Origin of the sequence: Brevibacillus sp. NSP2.1, assembly GCF_000470975.2 — a bacterium.
Taxonomy (GTDB): Bacteria; Bacillota; Bacilli; order Brevibacillales; family Brevibacillaceae; genus Brevibacillus; species Brevibacillus agri.
In genome coordinates this window covers 1487107-1510368 of sequence record NZ_CP048274.1, presented here as the reverse complement: position 1 = coordinate 1510368, position 23262 = coordinate 1487107, and the positions used below count along the sequence as shown (strand labels likewise).

The 23262-nt window shown below is 52.5% G+C and carries 19 protein-coding genes and 1 pseudogene; 7 read left to right on the top strand and 13 right to left on the bottom strand.

The annotated features are described in order from the left end of the window. Positions 1 to 114 precede the first annotated feature (114 nt). Together M655_RS07405 and M655_RS07400 are read right to left on the bottom strand one after the other, a co-directional pair. Positions 115 to 2187 carry a methyl-accepting chemotaxis protein gene (locus M655_RS07405; protein ID WP_005831595.1) on the bottom strand — a complete coding sequence of 691 codons (2073 nt, stop codon included), beginning with the start codon at positions 2185 to 2187 and terminating at the stop codon, positions 115 to 117. A gap of 119 nt (positions 2188 to 2306) precedes the next feature. Continuing rightward, the gene (locus M655_RS07400; RefSeq protein ID WP_005831597.1) at positions 2307 to 2780 is read right to left on the bottom strand and encodes an N-acetyltransferase; all 474 of its coding nucleotides are present in this window, start codon (positions 2778 to 2780) and stop codon (positions 2307 to 2309) included. A gap of 198 nt (positions 2781 to 2978) precedes the next feature. On the opposite strand from M655_RS07400, the gene M655_RS07395 reads away from it, so the two are divergent. After that, a complete protein-coding gene (locus tag M655_RS07395) occupies positions 2979 to 3572 on the top strand; it encodes a TetR/AcrR family transcriptional regulator (RefSeq protein WP_005831599.1) in 594 nt (197 codons plus the stop codon). A 35-nt stretch (positions 3573 to 3607) separates the two neighbouring features. Here M655_RS07395 and M655_RS07390 read toward each other — a convergent pair. Further along, positions 3608 to 4786, bottom strand: a pseudogene (locus M655_RS07390) (peptide ABC transporter substrate-binding protein); the annotation flags it as partial. A gap of 149 nt (positions 4787 to 4935) precedes the next feature. Between M655_RS07390 and M655_RS07385 the strand changes: the two are divergent. Both M655_RS07385 and M655_RS07380 read left to right on the top strand, forming a co-directional pair. Continuing rightward, positions 4936 to 7428: a U32 family peptidase gene (locus tag M655_RS07385; RefSeq protein WP_005831603.1), complete on the top strand. Its 2493-nt coding sequence runs from the start codon at positions 4936 to 4938 to the stop codon at positions 7426 to 7428. Between the two features lie 30 nt (positions 7429 to 7458). After that, positions 7459 to 7689: a DUF1128 domain-containing protein gene (locus tag M655_RS07380; protein WP_005831605.1), complete on the top strand. Its 231-nt coding sequence runs from the start codon at positions 7459 to 7461 to the stop codon at positions 7687 to 7689. A gap of 258 nt (positions 7690 to 7947) precedes the next feature. On the opposite strand, the gene M655_RS07375 is transcribed toward M655_RS07380, so the two are convergent. From M655_RS07375 to fabF, 3 genes are all read right to left on the bottom strand, one after another. After that, complete coding sequence (locus tag M655_RS07375; protein ID WP_026557822.1) at positions 7948 to 9444, bottom strand: DHA2 family efflux MFS transporter permease subunit; 1497 nt, start codon at positions 9442 to 9444, stop codon at positions 7948 to 7950. Positions 9445 to 10186: 742 nt separating this feature from the next. Continuing rightward, positions 10187 to 10801 (bottom strand): hypothetical protein, encoded by a 615-nt coding sequence (locus M655_RS07370; protein WP_005831607.1) that lies wholly within the window; start codon positions 10799 to 10801, stop codon positions 10187 to 10189. A 54-nt stretch (positions 10802 to 10855) separates the two neighbouring features. Then, entirely contained in the window at positions 10856 to 12094 is a 1239-nt protein-coding gene (fabF, locus tag M655_RS07365; protein WP_007780944.1) for a beta-ketoacyl-ACP synthase II, read from the bottom strand. Between the two features lie 126 nt (positions 12095 to 12220). Between fabF and M655_RS07360 the strand changes: the two genes are divergently transcribed. Further along, positions 12221 to 13084: a helix-turn-helix transcriptional regulator gene (locus M655_RS07360; protein ID WP_005831609.1), complete on the top strand. Its 864-nt coding sequence runs from the start codon at positions 12221 to 12223 to the stop codon at positions 13082 to 13084. Positions 13085 to 13285: 201 nt separating this feature from the next. Here the strand turns inward: M655_RS07360 and cimA are convergent, their stop codons facing one another. After that, positions 13286 to 14908, bottom strand: coding sequence for a citramalate synthase (gene cimA, locus M655_RS07355; protein ID WP_005831611.1), 1623 nt, complete (start codon positions 14906 to 14908; stop codon positions 13286 to 13288). A 119-nt stretch (positions 14909 to 15027) separates the two neighbouring features. After that, a complete protein-coding gene (locus M655_RS07350) occupies positions 15028 to 15867 on the bottom strand; it encodes an alpha/beta hydrolase (RefSeq protein ID WP_005831614.1) in 840 nt (279 codons plus the stop codon). Between the two features lie 359 nt (positions 15868 to 16226). Here M655_RS07350 and M655_RS07345 point away from each other — a divergent pair, with 359 nt between their 5' ends. Continuing rightward, entirely contained in the window at positions 16227 to 17591 is a 1365-nt protein-coding gene (locus tag M655_RS07345; protein WP_026557821.1) for a helix-turn-helix domain-containing protein, read from the top strand. Continuing rightward, the gene (locus M655_RS07340; RefSeq protein ID WP_155808637.1) at positions 17588 to 17731 is read left to right on the top strand and encodes a hypothetical protein; all 144 of its coding nucleotides are present in this window, start codon (positions 17588 to 17590) and stop codon (positions 17729 to 17731) included. Before M655_RS07345 ends, M655_RS07340 begins: the two co-directional genes overlap by 4 nt. A 184-nt stretch (positions 17732 to 17915) precedes the next feature. Here the strand turns inward: M655_RS07340 and M655_RS07335 are convergent, their stop codons facing one another. From M655_RS07335 to M655_RS07325, 3 genes are all read right to left on the bottom strand, one after another. Further along, the gene (locus M655_RS07335; protein WP_025847384.1) at positions 17916 to 18515 is read right to left on the bottom strand and encodes a hypothetical protein; all 600 of its coding nucleotides are present in this window, start codon (positions 18513 to 18515) and stop codon (positions 17916 to 17918) included. A 165-nt stretch (positions 18516 to 18680) separates the two neighbouring features. Continuing rightward, positions 18681 to 19361, bottom strand: a complete 681-nt coding sequence (locus M655_RS07330) for a hypothetical protein (RefSeq protein ID WP_026557820.1) — start codon at positions 19359 to 19361, stop codon at positions 18681 to 18683. A gap of 309 nt (positions 19362 to 19670) precedes the next feature. Further along, entirely contained in the window at positions 19671 to 19913 is a 243-nt protein-coding gene (locus M655_RS07325; protein ID WP_174768813.1) for a hypothetical protein, read from the bottom strand. 492 nt (positions 19914 to 20405) lie between these two features. Here M655_RS07325 and M655_RS28020 point away from each other — a divergent pair, with 492 nt between their 5' ends. Then, positions 20406 to 20633 carry an aspartyl-phosphate phosphatase Spo0E family protein gene (locus tag M655_RS28020; protein WP_025847378.1) on the top strand — a complete coding sequence of 76 codons (228 nt, stop codon included), beginning with the start codon at positions 20406 to 20408 and terminating at the stop codon, positions 20631 to 20633. A 189-nt stretch (positions 20634 to 20822) separates the two neighbouring features. On the opposite strand, the gene M655_RS07315 is transcribed toward M655_RS28020, so the two are convergent. After that, on the bottom strand, positions 20823 to 21929 hold the full coding sequence (locus M655_RS07315; protein ID WP_005831622.1) for a YheC/YheD family endospore coat-associated protein: 1107 nt from the start codon (positions 21927 to 21929) through the stop codon (positions 20823 to 20825). Positions 21930 to 22065: 136 nt separating this feature from the next. Then, entirely contained in the window at positions 22066 to 23259 is a 1194-nt protein-coding gene (locus tag M655_RS07310; RefSeq protein WP_025844417.1) for a M20 metallopeptidase family protein, read from the bottom strand. Positions 23260 to 23262 lie beyond the last annotated feature (3 nt).

Sequence of the window (23262 nt, the reverse complement as noted above, 5' to 3'; positions counted from 1 at the left end):
ACTCTCCATCGTCCTTATCATTCAACATTTTGTGTGAGATATCCTTCCAAAATGCAAAAAGAGCCGGGAAAACGAACATTTCCCGGCCCCTCCCACTCGCTATGTCTGACCCTCTTACTTGAGCACAAAGGCGGCGAGCGACCCGCGCAACTCGTCAGCCAGCTTCGCCAGTTGATCGGCGGATTGGGCGATCAGCTCCATGGCTGCGCTCTGCTCTTCTACCGCTGCGGAAATGCTCTGCACGCCAGCCGTCGCCTGAACAGACGCTGCCGAAACTTCCTTGGCCACGACTACGACCTGCTGGGCATCTGGCGCCATCCGTGCAAAAGCTTCGCTGACCCGGTTGATCTCGGCCGAGACGCGCAAAATATTTTGCTCGATCCGCTGGAACATTTCCCCCGATTGGCGGGCCGTTTTCATCCCGTGAGCGGTCGTCTCGGCCCCCTCTGCCATTTTCGCTACGACGATCATCGTGTCGTTTTGCACGTCGTTAATCATCCGCACAATTTGCTGCGCCGCTTCATTCGTGCCTTCTGACAGCTTGCGCACCTCCCCGGCCACGACCGCGAAGCCTTTTCCATGCTCCCCGGCGCGCGCCGCCTCGATCGCCGCATTCAGCGCGAGCAGATTGGTCTGTCTGGCAATCTCGGTAATGACGGAAATAATCCGCGAAATATCTTGCGACCGCTGCTCCAGCACGTGAATCACCTCAGTGGCAGCCGCTACGGAGCGATTGATTTCCTCCATGCTGATTATGACCGCCGTCACGGCCTCCCTGCCTTCCTCTGCGTGCTGCTTCATCTCGGTTGAGGACAGGCTGACCTGCCGCACATTTTCGGTGACGCCAGCGACATCGTTCGTCAGATCTACCGCCAGATTGAGCGTCTGGCCCATTTTTTCCATCTGGCTTTCGCTCGACGCCGCCACCTGATCGACGACCTGGACAATTTGCTGGCTGGACGCGGCGATTTCATTCGTGTTGCCGTGAATTTCCCGCACCGCATGCGCCACGGAAGCGGCGGCTTGCCCGACCTGCACGAGAATGCCGTGCAGTTGCTTTTGCATCGTGGACAGCGAGCGGGCCAGCTCGCCCAGCTCGTCCTTGCGCTTCAGCAGCTTGTCGGGAACGGCGGTGGTGAAGTCGCCATGTCCGATCCGTTCCGCCACGTGCAGCATCCCGCTAAAGGAGCGCCGCAGCCACCCCGCGGTGTAGAGCGAGATCGCAACGATCAGAAGCAGGACGACGCCGTTAAAGACGATCATCGCGGTTTGAATCCGGTTGGGCCCGGCCAAAATTTCCGTCATGTCGATCTCGGCCAGGATCGCCCACGTATGCTTCGCGACTTTTATCTGGTCAAACGAGACGAGCACAGGCTGCCCGCGAAAATCGACGCTCTGCTCTGTCCCTGCAAACCCTTCGGCCTGGAAAACTCGCTCGATGATCGGCGTGTCGACTGCTTGCTGCAAAATCGTCTCCTGGCCGCTGCCCAGTTGCGAACGCATCAGCTTGTCCGGCCCGACGAGATATATTTTTCCCGTCTCGCCCAGCCCCTCGCGCTGATTCAGCAGGCGGGAAATGTAATCGAGCGGCACTTCGACGGCGAGTTGCCCCATCATGAAGCCTTTTTCATAAATCGGAGCCGCAATGTACACACCCGGCACATTTCCTGACGGCTCGTACCTGCCGAGGTCAGACACTTCCGCACTCTGGCCCTTCACGACCTGCTGGACGGTTTGCCCCAGCACAGAGTTGGCGTGCGGCCCCGTCAGCAAATTGGTGCCGAAGTCAGACTGCGGCTTCGTCTCGTAGACGATTTCGCCTGTTTCATTGAGCAAGTAGGCGTTGGAAAAGCCGTAGCGCGCGGCCTCCATCTTCAGTTCCTTGGCGTAGGTCATCTCTGCCTCTTTGTAGGCAGCGGATTCCCTTCCCTCCTGCCACAGTTCCTGAAAGACAGAAAGGGCAGAGATCACTGTTCCCGAGGCGGCCAGCGTATCGACGTTTCTGGTGCGCTCGCGAAAGTAATTCTCCACCTGCTCCTTGTTGCTGAGCCGCAATGCCTCCAGCTTGGCCGCACTGCCGTCCAGCAATTCCTGTTTAGTCTCCTGATAAGCAAACACACCTGCCGCCGTTAACGGTACAATACTCGCGACTAAGAGCACAATCAATACGCGCGCGCCCAGCTTCATGGAAAGCCCCCCAATTTTGAACGTTCATTTCTGATTCAATATTCTCTATATTTTTATTATTGTTACGAATATAGTACCAGAAATGAAAAAAGGAAGGCTATACCAAATGTATCAAAATATCAGGCTGTCTCAAAAATCATCGCGATCTCGTCGCACATCGGCAGTTTGGAACAGTTGATGCAGTCTTTCCACACCTTTTGCGGCAACGTTTCCTTCGCGACGATCCAGAATCCGCATTTTTCAAAAAAAGCTTTTTGATAAGTCAACGCAAGCACCCGCTTGATTCCCAGGTTGCGGCACTGCTCTACCAGATGGAGAACGAGATGCTTGCCCACGCCCATGCCCTTTGCTTTTTCCGCAATCGCCAGCGAGCGAATTTCGGCCAAATCCTCCCACAAAATATGCAGTCCGGCAACTCCCACCACTGTATCTCCATCATGAGCGACGATAAATGACTGCAAATTTTCACAGACAGAAAGTTTCGTACGCGGCAGCATCAATCCCTGTTGTGCATATTCATTAATGATCTCCAACATGGCATCGACGTCCTTCATCATTGCCTGACGTACTGTCAGCGCTTTTACAACGCTCATTTTACACTCCTCCACCCCATGCTCTTACGGCTCGGTATGATTAAATATTTATTCATTATAGTATATAAATATACATTCGACGTCCCGAGAAGTCTATCCCTTTTTTTGCCCTTTTTCACGGGAAATGTACGGAAAATTCTTTTGTAAGTAACTGTTATGTTATAATCAAGCAAACGAAGCAGAGGAGGTACTACCTTTTTGACGACGAGACGGGAGCGAAAAAAGCGGGAAACTCGCGAAAAAATATTCAATGCCGCGATCAAGCTGTTCAAGCTGCACGGCTTTGAAGCCACGACCATCGACATGATCTCGGAAGAAGCAGACGTCGCGCGCGGCACCATTTTTCTGCATTTCACGTCAAAGGAAGCGATCCTCGCGAACTGGGGATACGAGCGGCTTCATGAAATCGAAGAGCGCCGCCAGGAATGGGATTACGGGGACGATTGCAAGTCCAAGGTCTTGCGAATTTACAAGATCATGAACGAGGTGACGATCACGAACTTCGACTTCATCAAGGTCGTCGTGGAATCGTCAATGAAGCATCGCAAAGTGCTGGAAAACGAAAAGAACATGTACTTCGAGCTGCGGCAACTGTTCGCCGATCTGATCGAGGAAGCGCAGGAAAAACAGCAGCTCAAGACCAAGTTCAATCCGCTCGTAGCGGCGAACATGCTGGAAAACATTTACTACAACGCTCTGTACGACTGGGTGCGCAGCGAAGGCGCATGGGCGTTGGAAGAGATTATGGAAGAGAAGGTTTCGATCGTATTCGAAGGGCTGGTCGTGGATTAATCCAAGCGACCAGCCCTTCGAGTTTGTTTTCCCGCCTATTCAAAGTACGCCCATTTGTATTGGGCATGGCCCAGGCCGGAAATGACGACGTCCTTCAGGCGCGGATTTTTGGCGTACACCGTCGATTTGAAGTAGAACGGGATCACCGGCATTTCGTCGACCAACAGCTTTTCAGCCTCTTGCAAGATCGCCTTGCGCTTGGCGGCGTCCTTTTCCTTGGAGGACTGGGCGAGCAGGTCGGCGTATGCCTTGCTCTCCCATCTCGTATGGTTGTTGCCTTCTTTCGTGCGGAAAATTTCCAGGAAGTTGATCGGGTCGTTGAAGTCGCCCGTCCAGCCCATGCGCGCTACCTGGAACTTGCCGTTTTTCACGTTTTCGTAGTACACGTTCCACTCCTGGTTTTCCAGCTTCACCTGTACCCCGAGATTTTTTTGCCACATGTCCTGCACGGCTTGCGCGATCTTCGCCTGCGCTTCCTCTGTATTGCAGGAAAGCGTGATCGGCGGCAGCTTGTCGACGCTGGCATAGCCTTCTTCCTTCATGCCTTCTGCCAGAAGCTGCTTCGCTTTTTCCACATCGTTGTCCTTGAACAAGCCTTGTCCGTTCTCCCCAAACATGGTCGGCGGCACGACCGCCGTCGCCACCAGCTCTCCGCCCTGTGTCACGTTGTCCACGATGTCCTGGCGGCTGATCGCATACGCGAACGCTTGGCGAATTTGCTTATTATTGAACGGTTTTTGCTCTGTGTTAAATTCGTACCAGTACGTTCCGGCTTTCGGGGTAATTTCCAGCAGGCCCTTTTCTTTCAGCGTCTGCATCGCGTCGAGCGGCAAATTTCCGGTCGGGGCGCCCGCCCAGTCCAGATCGCCGTTTTCCAGCATCGACAGCTCCGTGTTGGCGTCGTTGATGATGTTCATTTCGATTTTCGTCAGCTTGACTGTGTCCGCATCCCAGTAATGCTCGTTTTTTTCCAGCACGAGCTTGTTTTTATGCTCCCAGGCAGCGAGCTTGAACGGCCCGTTCGAGGTGTAGTTCGGCCCCGCATCCTTGGCCCAGTCGGGGTGCGCGGCCGCGACCTTCGCGTTGACCGGGAAATAGCTGTAGAAAGCCGTCAACTCCAGGAAAAAGGGAGTCGGATTTTCCAATTGGACAACCAGCGTCTTGTCATCCGTCGCCTTCACGCCGATCTCCTCCGGCTTCGCTTTGCCGCTGAAGTTCTTACATAACACCATCATATTCACACTTTCTGGAAGCGACAATTTTCAACATTTGGAGAAGTGGAGGTTTTTGTTGCGGGAGCAAAGACATTTCCCTATGATGAAGAAGAGCTTGTTTTATAGACCTTGGAGGTAATGACATTCACATGCGAAATGGAATAAAGCGAGAAGATATTGAGCTGTTGGCTCCTGCCGGCAACTGGGACTGTTTGAAGGCCGCTGTCGCGAATGGTGCCAACGCCGTCTTTTTCGGGGTGGAAAAGTTCAACGCCCGCGCACGCGCGGAGAACTTCCACATGGCTGAACTGCCTGAGATTATGGCTTATTTGCATATGTACGGTGTAAAAGGGTTTCTTACCTTTAATATTCTTGTGTTCGAGAACGAGCTGGAGGATGCGCGCGAGCTGATTGACGCCTGTATTCACGCCGGGGTGGACGCGGTCATCGTCCAGGACCTCGGTCTGGTGAAGCTGATTCGCGAAATCTCCCCTGACTTCCCGATTCACGGCTCCACGCAGATGACGATCACTTCGCCGGAAGCGGTCGAATTTACGAAGCCATTCAACATCGAGCGCGTCGTACTGGGACGGGAAAACTCGCTCAAGGAAATCAAGAAGATCGGGGAAAAAGCGAAGCTGCCGATGGAAGTATTCGTCCACGGCGCGCTGTGCGTGTCCTACTCCGGCCAATGCCTGACTTCGGAAATGTGGGGCGGACGCTCGGCCAACCGCGGCGAATGCGCCCAGGCTTGCCGCCTGCCGTACGATCTGATGGTCGACGGCGTGCAAAAGGACATGGGCAACATCGCGTACGTCCTCTCGCCAAAAGACCTGGCTGCCATTGACCTCGTTCCTGAGCTGATCGAGGCGGGCGTGACTTCGTTCAAAATCGAAGGCCGCCTGAAATCGCCGGAGTACGTCGCCAACGTGGTCAGCAAGTACAACGCGGCCATCGAGCGCTACTTTGCCGGAGAGGATACGGGTCCGACCGAGGTCGAGGTTCGCGAGCTGCAGCAAAGCTTTTCCCGCGGCTTTACCCATGGATTTTTGGAAGGAACGAACAACAAGCAACTCGTGGACGGCTCGTTCCCGAAAAGCCGCGGCGTGTTTTTGGGCACAGTGAAAAAGCTGCTCGGCACAAGCGTGCTCGTTGAAATTGCCGCTCCCGTCAAGCGCGGTGACGGCATCGTGTTCGACGCGGGCGATCCGACGCAAAAGGAAGAAGGCGGACGCGTCTACGATATTCTCTCCCGCGGCAAAAAGGTCGAGGGCGAAGTCGAAAAAGGCTTGTACGAGATCGTCATGGGCCGCAACGACGTCAACCTGAAGCGGCTCCACGTGGGCGACCGCGTATGGAAAACGAGCGACCCTGAGCTGGATCGCCGCCTGCGCAAAACGTTTGAAACGGAAAAACCGTACCGCACTTTCCCGCTCGCCGTGCACGTCAGCGGCAAACTGGGCGAGATGCTCAGCATCACCTGGGTGGACAAACAGGCGAATCACGCTGTGACCGTACCGTCGGAAAAGCCGCTTGAGGCTGCCGTGAAGCGCCCGTTGACGCATGAGCTGCTGCACGACCAGTTAAGCCGTCTGGGCGGAACGATTTTCCATCTGGACGCTCGCGACCTGACTGTCGATCTGGACGGAGACTTGATCGTGCCTGTCAGCGAGCTGAACCGGATGCGCCGGGAGGCCGTGGAGCAGCTCGTCTATTTGCGCTCCAAGCCGCCTGTCTACCGCCATCGCGACGTAGACGTGTACGCGGACGTGCCTCGCACACAGCCAGTGGAAAAGCCGATGCTGACAGCGCTGTGCCGCTCGCTTGAGCAACTGGAGGCGGCGGCGCAGACGGACGTCGATTTCCTTTACGCGGACTTCGAATTCGTCAAGCAGTACCCGGAAGGCGTCAAGCTGGCGCACAAGTACGGGAAAAAAATCGGGATCGCGACGATGCGCATTCACATGCCGGACGAAAACGGCGTGCTCGCCCTGATCGCCAAAAGCAAGCCGGACGCGATTCTCGTGCGCAACACCGGGGCACTCTACTACTACCTGTCCCGCAAGGACGAAATCGACATCCCGCTGATCGGCGATTTCTCCCTGAACGTGGCCAACCATAAAGCTGTCGAGCTGTTTCTCGAAGCGGGCCTGACACGGGTCACGCCTTCGTACGATTTGAACATCCAGCAGATGGTGGACCTGCTCGGTCGCTCCAACGCCGCCAAAATGGAGCTGGTCATCCATCAGCACATGCCGATGTTCCATACCGAGCATTGCGTGTACTGCACGTTCATGAGTGAGGGAACCGACCACACCAACTGCGGAACCCCGTGCGAAACCTCTCGCATCTCGCTCAAGGATCGCGTCGGCTTCTCGCACCCGGTGCGGGTGGACACCGGCTGCCGCAACACGGTGTACAACGCCATCGACCAGTCGGGCGCAGAGTATTTGAACGAGTTTCGCTCCCTGCACGTCGGCAGCTACCGCATCGAGTTTTTGGAGGAAGAACCGGAGCGTGTGCGCGAAGTCATCAGCCTGTACCGTCAGGCTCTGCGCGGAGAAGTTAGCGGCACACACGTATGGCGCACGCTGAAGGCAACCAACCAGCTTGGCGTCACGCGTGGGCAGCTTACCAAATAACTAGCAGCGTTTTTGGAGAGGAGACCAACCATGGCAGATTTGAAAGAGGCGACCCAGGAAAATTTGGCGGTGCTGATCGAAGGCATCAAAGCGAAGCTGAACATGGCGAACACGGCCGTCATGCGCGCGGAAGATTTTGACCTTGTTCATTACGAGGACCTGTTGTACTTGTACAACATGGTGCAGAAAAAAACGGCGTTCGGCATCAATGAGATGACGGCGATCGTGGAAGAATTGGGTGCAATGCGAAAGCAGTCCTAGCGAACATATCGGATGAAGTAGGTTGAAGCGTCGCCTCCCGTTTGGGAAGCGGCGCTTTTTTTGCTGGGGGTGTCCGGTTCGCGACTTCGTAGTTGATTGTTTTGGGGGGATTGTACTGTTGTATTCGTTTGCTCTTGGGCACTCGCGCTTAATCTTACTCGTGCTCACTGGCTCACTCACTCGCTCACTCGCTCACTCTCGCCCCTTCCCCTCTAGCCAAAACTGTCGTCGCAGCCTTTCAACGGGAGAATCGCGTAGTTACGAGAGCTGGGGCACTCGCTTTTTCGCGGTTACCTTTTCCGGACGTGGCGTGTTGTTGCGCAAAAACAGCGCCAAAATCAGGGCGATGACGGTAAACAGCGTGGCGATCCAGAAGGCGTCGTTCGTCCCCATGGCGATTCCTTGCTTCGTCGCCAGCTCCATCTGTGCCAGATCGGCCGGATTGAGGTGCTGGCTTCGTACAATGTCTGCCGTGTGGGCGGCGCTTTTCGTCGTCATGATCGTGACAAACAGCGCCGTGCCAAGCGCTCCCCCGATGGCGTTGACCGTGTTGGACATGGCGGTCCCGTGCGGGTTCAGCCGCAGCGGCAGCGCATTCAGTCCGGACGTCATTACCGGCATCATCAGCATGGACAGCCCGAACATGCGCACCGTGTACAACGTGACCAGGTAGCTGTAGCTCGTAGACAGGCTCAGCTTCGTAAAGCCGTAGGTCGTGACGATGGTGATGAAAAGCCCGATCCAGGCGAGCCATTTGGCGCCATACTTGTCAAACAGCTTGCCCGTAATCGGCGACATGATGCCCATAAGAATGCTCCCCGGCAAAAGCAGCAGACCTGACTGCACAGGAGTAAAGTGCAGGATGTTTTGCACGTAGACCGGAAGCAAGATCATGCCCGAGTAGAGCGACATGTTGACCAATAGGCTGATGAGCACGGCCAGCGTATAGGCCGGGGTCTGGAAAATGCGAAACTCGAGCATGGCATGGTCGATGGACAACTGCCGCCAGACAAAGGCGGCCAGGCTGATACAGCCGATGAGCAGCATGAGGATGACCTCGGTACTTCTCCACCCCGCTCCGCCAGCCGTGCTGAAGCCGTACAGCAGCCCGCCGAAGCCGACTGTCGACAGCACGACTCCCCAGAAGTCCAGCTTCGGATTGGCTGTCGCGGTCACGTTTTTCAGGATGAAAAACGAAACGAGCAAAACGATCAGGGCGATCGGCAACACGACGAAAAACAGCAGGCGCCAGAAGTAATGCTCGACGATCCAGCCGGATAAGGTCGGGCCAATCGCCGGGGCAAATACCATGGCAATGCCGACGATCCCCATAGCCGAGCCGCGGCGCTCTGCGGGGAACAGGTTGAAAATGACGTTGGTCATGAGCGGCATGAGGATGCCTGCCCCCGCTGCCTGCACGACTCGTCCGAGCAGCATGATGGCGAAGCTGGGCGCGATGCCGCAGACGAGGGTTCCGGCGGCAAAGAGGCTCATCGCGGAAATGAACAACTGCCTGGTCGTGTATTTTTCCATCAAAAAAGCGGTGGTAGGGATCAGGACGCCGTTGACCAGCATGTAGATGGTGATGACCCATTGCGCGGTCGAGGTGGTGATGTGGAACTGCTCCATCAGCTTGGGCAGAGCGACGTTGAGAAGCGTCTGGTTGAGCAGGGCCGCAATCGCGCCAGCAATGATGACACCGAGAATCGGTGCCCGGTGGATGTTTGTTTCTTTGACTCGCTGCTCGCTTGCCATGCATGATTCCCCTTTTTCGGTTCTGGTTTGATCGTCTACGTTTTCGTTGATTGGGTTTCTTCGTTAATCTGCAGACTTTTTCCAGATGGCATTCCGGGTGAGGGGATGGAAGCAGTCACTCTTTGTGCATCGGCATGTACATCGGCAGCTTTCGGGTGTGTGCTCGGTTTTGGGGCTTTCCCGATTAGCAGGCTGGCTCGGTTCTGTTCGCTTTTTTGCAAGTGCGATCGGTTCTGTCGTTGCGGTTGCGTCAGTCAGCGACTTTGGGGTACCGCGACTTTTTTGTTTTGAAAAGCCGCTTAGTCGTCGCTTTTGCGGAGCGAGGAAAGAGGAGAAATCGCTGTCGCTTCTTGGGCTCCCTGCGGGGAAGCTCTACTGCCCGGCTCCGGGGAAAAAGCGAAACCGCGTCCAAAGTGGCGGGTTCAAAAGAGGTTTCTCAGAGTGGACGCTTAAAGGCGTGTTTCGCTTTTTCCCCTCCACCTCGGTTGGGATCCCAAAGAGCTTTCGCGGATTTCTCCTCTTTCCTCGGCAGCGGCTTGGCGAGTTTATCGGGGGTGAAAGAAAAACTTTAAAAGCTAGCCTTCCCAAATGCGGTGGCTACTCAAAAATCTTGGCAAAACATGCTCCATACAGTTTTACTCCCCAACAGTCGACTTGTCGCATACGGGGATGTTTTTTTGAGTAGCCAGGCAAAGCAATGCTTGTCATTGCCCCAGCTTTTGGCTATCAAGCCCAAATCAAGTCATTCTATGCTGTATGCTTTTAATGCCGCTATCCAGTTCCGTATCTGCTCCAGAATAAATGGGGCGGGCGGAGTCTTCCCGTCTTCTTTAGCGATTTTCAGCCACTGTAATTCTTTTGGCACATTTTTTATTTTCGCAAGAAGCTGCGCCGCCTCTGTTCCTCCGCTAATTTCTCTTAAAAATAAATACATGTGATTGTCTAAAGCATGGATGAGCATTCCCTCGTATTCTATGTCGTCAATTACAACAGTAGGGTGGCCGTGCTTTTCTATCCCGCCTAAAACTTCGCACCATACAAAGTCCGTGATTTGCAAGAGGTCTTCTTCTAGTAGCGTTACGTCTTTTATCAACACTTCTTCTGTAGAAGAAATTTGCTGATCTAAGAAGATAGCTGGGTCAAGCTCCATAAAGTTTAATACGACCTTGCTTGTCGCTTCCGCCTCATTTTCGTGAGCGTATAATCTTTCTCTCATTTTCCGCACATCAAGATTCCTGCCAATCACTAAACCAATTCGCAAGTCGATACGAATCACTCCTTGAAGTTCAAAAAACGGGGCAATCGGTTCCTTGCTATTTTGAAACCGGATTATGATTTCTTTGTTTAAATTTGCCACGACACAAAAAAGAACCTCCCCAAACAAATTGGAAAGGTTCCGAAAAACTCCATCTTACCCCTCGTACTTCCGCAAAACAATCACCGCATTATGGCCGCCAAAGCCAAAGGAGTTGGACATCCCGATGTTCAGCGGCATCTGGCGGGCTGTGTTCGGTACGTAGTCGAGATCGCAGACCGGGTCGCGCTCCTCTTGGTTGATCGTCGGCGGCACGATTCCCTCCTGGAGGCTTTTGACCAGGGCGATGGCTTCTGCGCCTCCGGCTGCGCCAAACATATGCCCCGTCATCGACTTGTTTGCCGTGATCGGGATGCGCTTTGCGTGCTCGCCGAACAAACGCTTGATCGCCAACGTCTCCGAGCGGTCCCCGATTTCGGTGCTGGTGGCGTGGGCGCTGATGACGTCTACCTCGCCCGGCTGGATGCCTGCTTCTTCCAGCGCCCACTTCATCGCCCGGTACGGCCCGATGCCTTCCGGATGGGTCGCGACCATGTGGTAGGCGTCCGAGCTGGCGCCGTAGCCGATGACCTCTGCGTAAATGCGAGCGTCGCGTCTCAGCGCATGCGAAAGCGATTCCAGAATGAGGATGCCTGCGCCTTCTGCCATGACGAAGCCATCCCGCTTCGCGTCGAACGGCCGGCTCGCGGCTGTCGGATCGTCGTTTCGCGTGGACAAGGCCGTGGCGTTGCTGAAGCTTGCCAGCGACACCTCGTTGATCGCGGCCTCGGTTCCTCCGGCAATGACGACATCTGCCCGGCCGGAGCGAATGAGGCGAAACGCTTCGCCAATCGCCGTGTTGCCGATCGAGCAGGCTGTGACAGGCGACATGGTCGGGCCGTAGATGCCGTACTTGATGCTAATCATGGCTGGCGCAATGTTGGAAATCAGCATCGGCACGAGCGTCGGGCTGATCCGCTCCGGTCCTCGGTTGCGCAGCATGTCGTGCTGCTCCAGAAGCGTCTGCACGCCGCCGATGCCGGAGCCGACGTAGACGCCCACCCGCTCGCGGTCGCACTCTTCCAGCCTAAGCCCCGCGTCTTCCAGCGCTTCATCCGTAGCCGCGATGGCGAACTGGCAAAAGCGGTCCATGCGCCGCGCCTCTTTGCGCCCGAAGCGAGCCTCCGGATCGAAGTCGCGGACGAGTCCGGCGATTTTCGTTTTGAACCGCGATGTATCGAATCTATCAATTTGCGAAATGCCTGATTTTCCTTGCGTCAAGCTGCTCCAAAACTGCTGTACGTCGCTGCCGACAGGCGAAATGACGCCCATCCCTGTAACCACTACTTTTTCCATGGTTATCCTCCTTTGCAAGTCCTTATGGAAACCATCTTGTCGCACGTGTTATCCTATTACAAGTTTTTGTTTATCCTAGTATAACAAGTAACAGCTTGGGCTAAAAGACCAGGATAGGAGGCGGCTATGAACAATCAGACACGCCTGCAGGCTCTCTCGTCGTTTTTAAAAGCGCAGCGCGCCAAAATTCTCCCGCAATCAGTCGGCCTCGCCCCTGGCACCCGCCGCCGGACACCCGGGTTGCGCCGCGAGGAAGTGGCGCAGTTGGCGGGCGTCAGCTCCACCTGGTACACGTGGCTGGAGCAAGGCAGGGACATCAAAGTCTCTCCTTCTGTGCTGGACGCCGTATCCAAAGCGCTGCAACTGACGGTCGACGAGCGCAAATATTTGTACGCGCTGGCGCTGGAAAGCGGGACGGGCATTGGCACGAGCCTGCAAAAAGAAGAACCGCCGCAGATCAGCCCCGCGCTGGAAAGAATTTTGCACGAGCTGCGCTCCTGTCCGACGATCATCTCCGACAGGCGACTGCACATCGTCGGCTGGAACAACGCCGCGGCGCACGTCTTTCTCGACTTCGAGCAAATTCCTTTTGAAGAGCGCAACCTGATCCGGCTGCTGTTCACGCGAAAAGAGCTGCGGCGGCTCGCCGTCAACTGGGAGCATTTCGTCAGCGGTTTTCTCGCGATTTTCCGGGCGTACTACGGGCAGTACGTCGAGGACGAATGGTACGCGCATTTTTTGACTGAAATGAAAAAAGTTCACCCCGATTTCCAAACGCTCTGGGAGCAGAGCCACGTCAGCTCCGCCCCCGAGGTGTTGCTTGAATTTCGCCACGCCAAGGCCGGAAAAATGCAGTTCCATCTGACCTCCCTGCAAGTGCAGGGCAGCGCTGACCTGCGTTGCAGCATCTACACGCCAGATCCCCAGTCCTCGACGGAAACGAAGCTGCGCCAACTGATTGATCGGCCTGCTTCGGAGACAGCCGACTGAGCAGGCAAACGCCAAACAAAAAGACCAGCTCGCTCTCACCCGAGCCGCTCTCCCCCTGTCAGATGTAGCTGACAAAAAGAGAGCAGCTCCCCGGAGCTTTGCTGGTCTTTTTTTAACGAGTAAACGGGGGGAACGCGTTAAACGCGCTTAACGTGCTACCGCTCGCGCGCGGTCAACAAGGCTTTCCATCCCGTAGGACGGTCAATGATTGACGATCCCAACCCGCGCTTCCGCAGAAGCCAGATGGCCCGCTTCCTCGCAGCCTTCCTTCCACAAGAAGTAGCGAATACTGTCCGCAAGTGCCTCCCAGCTCGCTTCGATCACGTTGGTCGAGACGCCGACCGTGCTCCACTTTTCGCCGTTGCTCGCCGATTCGATCAGGACGCGGACCTTGGCTGCCGTCGCCCCGTTTTCATCCAGGACACGCACCTTGTAATCGGCGAGGTGCATGTTGGCGATACAGGGGTAGTAGCTCTCCAGCGCTTTGCGCATGGCGTTGTCCAGCGCATTGACAGGGCCGTTTCCGTCCGCTGCCGTATGGACGCTCTCGCCATTTACGCGCAGCTTGACGGTCGCCTCGGACGTGATCGACTGGACGGCTGCCTTTTCCATCAAAATTTTGAAAGAATCGAGCGTGAACAAATTTTTCAGCTTGCCCGCCGCCGCAAGCAGCATGAGCGTGAGCGAAGCCTCCGCGCCCTCGTACTGGTAGCCCTGGAACTCGCGCTCTTTGATGCGCGTGATGATCTCGCGGGTCTTTTCCCGATCCAGCGACAAATCAATCTCCAGCTCTTCCATTTTGGCGAGCAGATTGCTTTGGCCGGCCAGCTCGGAGACGAGCACGCGGCGCTTGTTGCCGATGTTTTCCGGCTCGATGTGCTCATACGTCTTCGGATCGCGCAGAACCGCGCTGACGTGGATGCCGCCCTTGTGCGCAAAGGCGCTGTGCCCGACAAACGGCTGATTGTTAGGCAGCGTCATGTTGGCGATCTCCGCCACGTAGCGCGACAGTTGCGTCAGCTCCTGAAGCTGCTCGCTGCTCACGCATTCGTACCCGAGCTTGAGCTGCAGATTGGGCACGACAGAAATCAGGTTGACGTTTCCACAGCGTTCCCCGATGCCGTTGATCGTCCCTTGTACTTGCTTGGCTCCGGCTTGCACCGCCGCCAGCGCGTTCGCTACCGCTACGCCGCTGTCGTTGTGCGGGTGGATGCCGAGCGGCGTGTGCAGATGACCGACAGCCGCCTTGACGATCTCGTACACTTCATGCGGCAGGCTTCCGCCATTTGTATCGCAGAGGACGATCCAGTCCGCTCCGGCTTCCTCGGCGGCTTCCAGCACGCGCAGGGCATAGCGCGGGTTTGCTTTGTAGCCGTCGAAAAAATGCTCCGCCAAAAACAGCGTCGTCAAGCCTTTATGTTTCAGAAAAGCCACCGAATCGGCGACCATGCGCAAGTTTTCTTCCAGTGTCGTTTTCAAAGCGTCTGTGACGTGCAAGTCCCAGGACTTCCCGAAGATCGCCGCCGCCTGCACGCCGCTTGCGATCAGGGCTTGCAGGTTGTCGTCCGCGGATGCCGCCACATTCGGTCTACAGGTGCTGCCGAAAGCGGTCACCTTGGCATGCTGGAGCGGAACCTCGCGGATGCGTTCAAAAAACGCCATGTCCTTTGGATTGCTCCCCGGCCAGCCGCCTTCGATAAAATCAATGCCGAACTGATCCAGCCGCAGTGCGATCTTTATCTTGTCTTCCACCGACAGGCTGATCCCCTCTCCCTGCGTCCCATCTCGCAGGGTTGTATCATACAGATACACCTTGCTGTTCATGTTTCTTCTCCACCTATTCCTGATATTTTTCTGAATAATCACATCATTTTAATCTTTAGACTTTACCCAGTATATCATAGCCTAAATGGATTGAAAACGCAGGAAAATCGCGGCTTTTTCTATGTCCGCGGGGCGAGGACAAAAGCTGCCGTCTGCTTGATCGCTTCCTCTAACGGAGCCGAAGTGCCCGCAAATGGATGACGCGCGTTAAATGTATGGTCGCCGCCTTCGATCCAGTGCAGCTCGCTGTTTTTCGCAGCCTGGTGGATTCTTTTGGCAGCCTCTACCAGACGGACAAAATCTTTTTCTCCGCTAATGATGCACAGCGGCTTTTCCATAGTCGCTACTTTGGCCAAAATGTCATACTCGTCCCGGTTCTGGTCGACATCGTCAATGACGACGCGCGTAATCGGCATGTTTTGTCCGGTGCGCGCATTCGCTATGTACCCGACGCCATTTTCCTCGATTTGTTTGCGCAGCGCTGCGTCGAACAGGTTGACGTCGCCGATGCCGTTCCACGTCACGATGCCTGTCACATGCGGATTGTTCGCGCCAAACAGGATGGCATCTCCGCCGCCTTTGCTGTGTCCAAGCACGTACAGCTTCGTTTTGTCCACGCAGGCGGGCAAAGAAAGCTCGCCAGACACGATCCGCTCGACCAGTGCGTGCAGGTCGGCAAGCTCGCGGGCATACGTGTTGCGCCCGAATTTTTCCAGCTCATCAAACTCGGTCAGGCTCTCCCCGACGCCGTTGCAACTGAAATTGAAGCGAATCGTCGCAATGCCTCGTTTCGCCAGCTCATCCGCTACGTACGGAAAGCTGCCCCAGTCCTTGAAGCCTTTGAAGCCGTGGCAAAATAAAAGCAGCGGCTGCGCAGACCCGGCTGCTTCCTCCGTATGTATGTTTCCTCGCAGTGTCAATCCTTCTCCCAGATCAATGGAAAACGCTTCCTGTCTCATGCTCGTTCTCCTTCCTCGTTACGTGATGATCGCCGCTCTCGGGGCTGAAATGGTGCTCGCTGCCCGCCCGCGGCGACAGCTACTTTTATTATGCCGCATCCCTTGGGCAAATGGGGGGTTTTTTGCAATACATGTATACAATCGTGGCTCGAGTAGTGCCCAGGATCTCCGAAACTTTCAGAGGTTCCTTTATTTCCTGCATCATAACTTCTCTTCTTATTTACCATAAATAACCTTTTATTTACTTTTACTGGATATCGCAGTAATATAATATATAGTTTAAGTACATAACGTTTTCTATCGAGCAAAGAAATTGGCAGAAGGAAATCAGTAATTCATGTATTTGAGGAGTGTTACTTATGGGGGTAATGGTCCAGCCGTCATTGCGATCAGAGATCGAAAGGAATTTGAAACTGACAGGGTTTACAATTAGTAAGCTCAGCGAATTAACCGGCATTAATTCAGGGACGCTCAGCACGATTCTCAATGGTAATCCTCCTCGTCCCATGACGATATGCCAACTGGATCAACTGGCCATTGCGTTTGGGCACGAGCCAGGATGGTTATACGAACTGTATCCGGAAGAATGTATAACAGAGGACAAATTTTCCCGTCCACGTGTTATCCCGTATCTGGCTCGCTGTGCTGAACTCGGCCGACAGGATTGTATTAGCGAGACTGCCTCAAAGCTGCTGGAGAATCCTAAAAATATCAGAATCCTTTTTTCAGTAGCCGAGCAGCTTTCTGAAAAAGGGAAACTGAAGGAGTCAATCCCTTTTTATCTGCTCGTAATCGATAACGAAAAGGATAGCTATGCTAATCACTTTGTGATGAGCCAGTATCGACTGTTCCGAGCTGTCGAAGGGATGAACTCTGAAGAAAAGTTTAAGGCTGTTATCCGCTTTGAACCATATAGAAGGCGGTTGCCTGAAAACCATCAGCTTGATGCGCTATTGCACCTGGCAAAGATTTGTTACACCCTGCGCAGGTGGGAAGACGTCGGGAAATACGCTGATGAATTAAGGGAATTAGCAACAATTGTCTATGAAGATGAGCTTCGTAGACGAAAAAACAACAAGCCTAGTGAATTACCAAAAACAGAGCGTCCTTTGATTCTGTACTATGGACAGGGTTATCTTTTAAAAGCTGTAGCACTGAAAAATATGGGCAAGTATGAAGAATCAAAGATTTACACGAATGGCTATGCTGATTTAAGCTGGTTTGAAATTCGCGATCAAGAAAGCGAAGCAGAAGTTGATAAGCTTCGATTATGGGCTTTAGCTAACTCATACACTTTGTCTATGTCTATGGGAAACACGGAGGTTCTGTCAGATTACCTTGAGTTCCTTTCCGAAAATCCAAAGGAGATACTTCCCGGTCTGGTAACGATAATCAAGTCTGCCAATGAGTTTGGTTTTCCAGTTGAATCAGTATTAGAGCGATTTTCAGAAGATATAGAAGGATTTAGAAATGCTAAGGGGGTTATTGATAAAATTCATCATCTTCACTTCAGATACCATTTAGCGGTATACTTGTTTAAAAAAGGGAAGTATTCAGAGGGCTTGGATGAAACTTTACGGTGCCTTATTTTAACTACTGCATCCAAGGACTTTGATTATTTCAAAAGCTGTATTGGTATGTTTTGGTCACATCTTCAACATGCATCGGATGAACAGAAAAAGATCTTTCAAAGTGTTGTAGACGAAAGGAGCGAGAAAACATGAAGAAATTTGTAAAAGGGTTTGTATTATCATTATGCTTGGTATTGGGTTTAGGATTCGGTATTAACGTCCATATTGCAGATGGAAAAGTAATCACAATAAAACCTCCAATCATTCAATACGATCATGGTGTGGGCGGCTGATAAATTCTCCGAATCTACTACCTAACCAACAAAAAATCGCCGGGTGGGTCAGTTCTAAACCAGCGATGGTGGGTCAAAATAAAGTCGGCGTTGACACATACCGCATGGTTTGCAACGTTGGTATATTTCTTCGACCAGAGGTTTCAATAATCGCAGGTACGGTGCTATGGCTTCCTGCTCTTGTTCATTGAACTCTTGTGGTGCTGTAAGCTGTATAAGCGTGGATCTGAGCAAAGTTCATCAAGAAGGGGATAGGATCTGACCCTGGCTTATTGCTGTAGAGATAAACCGAATAATCGGCATTACCCCCAACATCGCTAGACCAAGAAGCGAGATACCTCTCTGGCTTTTGGTTACTGCCCTTTACCTTGACTTTTACCCCATCAGTGCTATCAAAATCTACCGGATGTGCTGCGAAACAAGCTCGTATCTGCTTAAAATACCTGTCATCTGGTACAGGCTTGTTAAAGATGGAGTTGTCACCTTTTAACAGATGCTCAAGATCGAATACCTGAAGCAGCTTCTTTACTGACTCGACAACTATGTCGTAAGTCATTATTAACTGTGCGACATTTAGTGAACGAACGTCATCAATTTCATGGTTCAAGTCGATGTACGGTAAACCATTAACGCTGACGCTAAGCCAATCTTTTGCAGAACAGATCAGGTTCCAGCGGTTTTCTCCGTTGAAGTCACAGTAGGCGTTAATCAAAAAATCATCATGGTCGAAGACAGCTTGTTTGAATTGCTGTAGTAATGAATCATCTAATGTGTACGGGTTCATAGTTCACCTTACTTCGAGTTGATAGCTTTCCATCAATTTTATCTGAAATAACCATGCGAACTTCATCAGAAAACTAACAGCGGCAACCTGAATAATTTAGGTTGCCGCTGTTAGTCACAATCATATAACATTAATCAATGAGACCCCAATTGACCGCTTCTCACACTAAGCTTGGTTTGATGTTCTATCCGCAACAGATGACTCCAGAGACAGTAACATTAAGTGAGCAAAACTCTCGAAGAAAAACGTGCTAAAAATATCATAATCGACTTGATTAACATCGATCTTTTTATCGCTGTCTTGTAACTTATGGATCACTAAGTTCCTGACATTTTTACATCTCTCAATTTTATCACTCATATAATTATACTTAAGTTCAGTAGCTTTCCTCGGTCCTTTAAGTAGAGCCTTAAGTTGATCCCTTAGCAATCTGCCAGTATTTTTCTCGTCTCCATTGGGGAATTTTGCCTGGTCAGGGTGTACAATCTTTTTCATTCCAGCTAAGAAGTCCACTCGATCCGATATGATATCATTCTTCGCCTTATGTTCATATGGTCGCATTACTTTTTCCATACTTTCAAGAAAAGCATGTTGTGGATTCTTTAGAAAGAAACTCGTCCAGACCCCCAAAGCTGTACGAATTTTCAAATCGTTCTCAGCCTCTCCCTGAAGATGTGGAGCCAGTAAACGAAAAATTTCTTCCCGATGAGGAACGCTTAGTTGCTTAAAATTAGGTTTGGGGTAGATATGCAAAACGTTTTGTGAATCCTCCGTTTGAAAGATCACCGAGTCTACATCAAGAATCGTAGCGTGTATAAACTCCAGAAAACGCCGTATGATGTTCACGAACCTGTCAGTCTCTGGGTAACTTTTCGACTCTCCAAATTCAATTAGCCAATCCTTACTGATCTTTGTTCCATTATAGCAGAGTCAAACAACATAGTGAGATGGAGAGGTAGGTGCTACTCAAGCAGTCGAGTTGACCTTCACTATCCGTTGGCAAACGAGCCTATCATGCCCGCCCCTCCATGTAAAGCCGTTGACGGAACCCTCCATCTGTTAAAAACCCATTTACCCCCAAAAAATTTACATTCCCTGACGGATTCAAAATATAAGTGTCTTATTTTATCCTCTTGATTTTCTGAACTTAGCTTTTTAAACGAATCTTCTAGCATTCCTCTTTGATCTCCATAAAGAGAGCCCTAATGACGGAAAAAAATACGTATAGCCATCAGATTGATTTCGATCATATTCTGCAATTTCATCAATTTTCTCTACAAGATCTTCAGCTTTCGTGTTGAATACATCAATGCCCATCAATAAGCAGTTAAATGTTTCCTTTAAAACCTCAGGAATTTCTATAAAATCAACCTTACCTTCAGAATCATATTCCAACATGAAGAGCCCTTGAAATAGTCCTGAATATGATATTCTTTCTGATACTTTTCAGTATAACTTTGAATGCATTTTTCAACTTCATCTTTGCTCATGCCAAATTTTATTAAACCGATGCCCTCCCCAGATTCGATGATTAAATTGTCCATTTCCAAACTCCTATACAATTTTTCCTGTCAAATACCAGAGACCGATTTCAAAATAATATCTTCTCGGTTTCATTCTTCCGACATCATCCACAGGAAACGGCACCCCATCTTCTATTACAACAAGCATATATTCCAGGTAATCAGAGACTGCATTTCTGCTTTCGGACCATGTTTTTACATTTTATTACAAATTATATCTTGTCGCGACAAAAAAATCCATATTTTCCCCTCCCCCCTATCGTTGGTTATGTTAATCTTCATATCTATGCAATATTCCCCAACTGCTTGTTTTTGGCAGAATAACATATAGTTATATGTACCCTTATATTGAAAAAATAGGGAGCTGATGATTGTAGATACGGGGAAAAAAATAAGCGTTCCCTCTACTGATCTGACAGAGAATAATCGAAAAAAAGAGAACATATCAGAAATCATAGAGGAAATGCGAGAACAATTAGTGAAACTGGTCCAAGAAAAGGGGATTTCCGACAGCGAAGTTATAGTGTTAAGCCAATGTCTGGACGAATATATTGTGCAATTTCAAATCATCATGAATAGACAATCTAGTAAATGAGAGATTCACGATTGTTCGACATATCTGCTCCCGCCATCACGTTAATATAGCAATAGCACTGAAATGCATTCCTTCCTCCAGACCTTTTTTACAGTTTCTTCTTTTTGAAATATGTTCGAAAGTGGCTTACGACGGTCAAACAGCGTCTCAGGGTTTAAAAAAGACCCTTCCAGCTGCAGAAGGGCCTTTTCAACCGAATGACTGGTCTTTTCGCTGCGCGTCCTGTTCGATCAGGTACAAAGCGTATTCCAAAGGGCGGCGCACCGCCTGAAGGTAGCGGCGAAGCTCTCCCAACTGCCTGAATATTTCCCGGCCCGGCTTCGGATTGATTTCGATAATCCACACCCTGCCGTGCACATCAATGCCGAGATCAAAGCCAAACTCCATCATCTGCCCGAAGTGCTGCTCGATGCGCGCCACCGTTTGCACGACGAGCTCTTTGCATTCCAGCACGATGCGCCTCGCTTCTTCTTGCCCGAAGCGATTGACCAAAAAAGGGATCGCCGCCATCGCCGTGCCTCCGCCGTGCAAATTCGAGGTCGAGGATCGCGTCGAGCCGATGCGGATTCCCATGCCCGTCAGCCCCCAGATGCCTTTTCCGTCTTTTTGCACCAGCACTCGCGCATCGACGGTTCGCCCCGGCACCAGCGACAACTGTAGCCCTTGTTGCAGAAAAAAGTCTTCTCTGCCGTTTTTCTCGCGCTCCATCCACGCCTCCAGCCGCTCGCATACTTTGGCGATGGACGGGAGCTTTTCGCTGCTTTTCGCCTGTTGCTTGGTTCGGCCGTGCAGCAAGTAGCCCTCTTCGGTTTTTTCCACGCGCAGGATGCTCCGCCCGCCTGAGCCGTTTGTCGGCTTGAGATAGACCAGGCGATGGCGTGCCAGCATGGAAACGAGCGTGCTTCTGGAGTAGGCGAACGTTTCCGGCAGCCACCTCGTCAAAAGCGGATCTACCTGCAAAATTTGATGCAGATTAAATTTATTCGTGAAACGGCTGTTGGCATAGCGGAACCAGTTTTGCTTGCGAAACGGCAGGTAGCGGCTGTGCTTCGCCAACGGGTAATACCGATAGCGGTCGATGACAATGTCCGGCCAGTCGAACCATTCACTCTTCCAGCCTTTTTCGGCGGGGATGAAGCCTTTGATCCTGCGCTTGGAAAACTGGACATCCTGCGGCCCGAATACAAAAACATCCGCCCCCATGCCGTTGCCTTCTTTGACCAGACGGCGCAAAAATCCTGGTTCGACAAATCCGGCTTCTCCCCGGTAGGTCAGTATGCCGATCCGTTTTCTCACTGAGGCCGTCCCTCCTTTGTTCACCCGTATGCCGTGTGCGGTGTGTGACGCCTCATTTCATCAGTTTATGGTAGCAGGCAAAAAAAAGCGCCTTTGCCACCGCTAGGCAAAAGCGCATCTTTGCAAGTCTTCTTGTTTACGCCTGATGCTTTTCCAAGTAGAGCAGGGCTGTTCGTCCCAACAGCTCTCCGGCAATGAGCATCGAATCCTCGTCGATGTCAAAGCGCGGATGGTGGTGCGGGTAGTTCGCCAGCTTTTCCGGATTGCCCGCCCCGACAAACAGGTAGGCGCCAGGAACCTTTTCCAGGTAGTATGAGAAATCTTCTCCGCCCATCAGCGGCTTCATCGGCTCCACGCGCTCAGGGCCAAACGCCGCCACTGCCGCCTCGCGGGCGAGCTGCGCTTCCTCTTCGTGATTGATGACAGCCGGGTAGCCGCGCTCGTACGATACTTTCGCCTCGCCGCCCATCATCTTCGCCGTGCCGATGGCGATTTCGCCGAGGCGCTGCTCCGCGCGATCCCGCACGTCCGGCAAAAACGTACGCACGGTTCCCGTCAGGCGACAGCCATCTGCAATAATGTTGTTGTTGTCGCCGCCATTGAACGTACCGACCGTCACGACGACGCTCTCCAGCGGGCTGACGTTGCGGCTGGCGATCGTCTGCAAATTCCCGACGATTTGCGAGCCGATCACGATGGAGTCGACCGTTTCCTCCGGAACAGCGCCGTGGCCGCCCCGCCCTTTGATCTCGATCACGAAGTCATCCGTGTTCGCCATGATCGGGCCGCCGCTGATGAACACTTTGCCTACTGGCAGCATGGACCAGAGATGGACGCCAAACACTGCATCGACGCCGTCGACTGCCCCGTCCTCCGTCATTTGAATCGCGCCGCCCGGAGATTCTTCCTCCGCATGCTGGAACAAAAAGCGAATCTCTCCGGCGAACTGGTCGCGGTGCGAAGCGAGTACGCTTGCCAGCCCCAGCAACTGGGAGGTATGGGCGTCGTGGCCGCATGCGTGCATGACCCCAGGAACAGTTGACTTGTACGGAACGTCTTTTTGATCCTGAATCGGCAACGCGTCAAAATCGGCGCGCAACGCGACGACCTTGCCCGGACGGCTGCCCTTGAGCACTCCGATCACTCCGCGGCCGCCTACTCCTGTCCGCACTTCGTCAAAATTCAGATTTCTCAAGATTTCCGCAATCATCGCCGGCGTCTTTTCCTCCTGAAAGGAAAGCTCCGGATATTGGTGAAGATGGCGGCGCCACGAAATGATTTGCGGCTCCACCTCTTTGAGTAACGATTTCAGTTGTTCCTGCAAGGACATCTG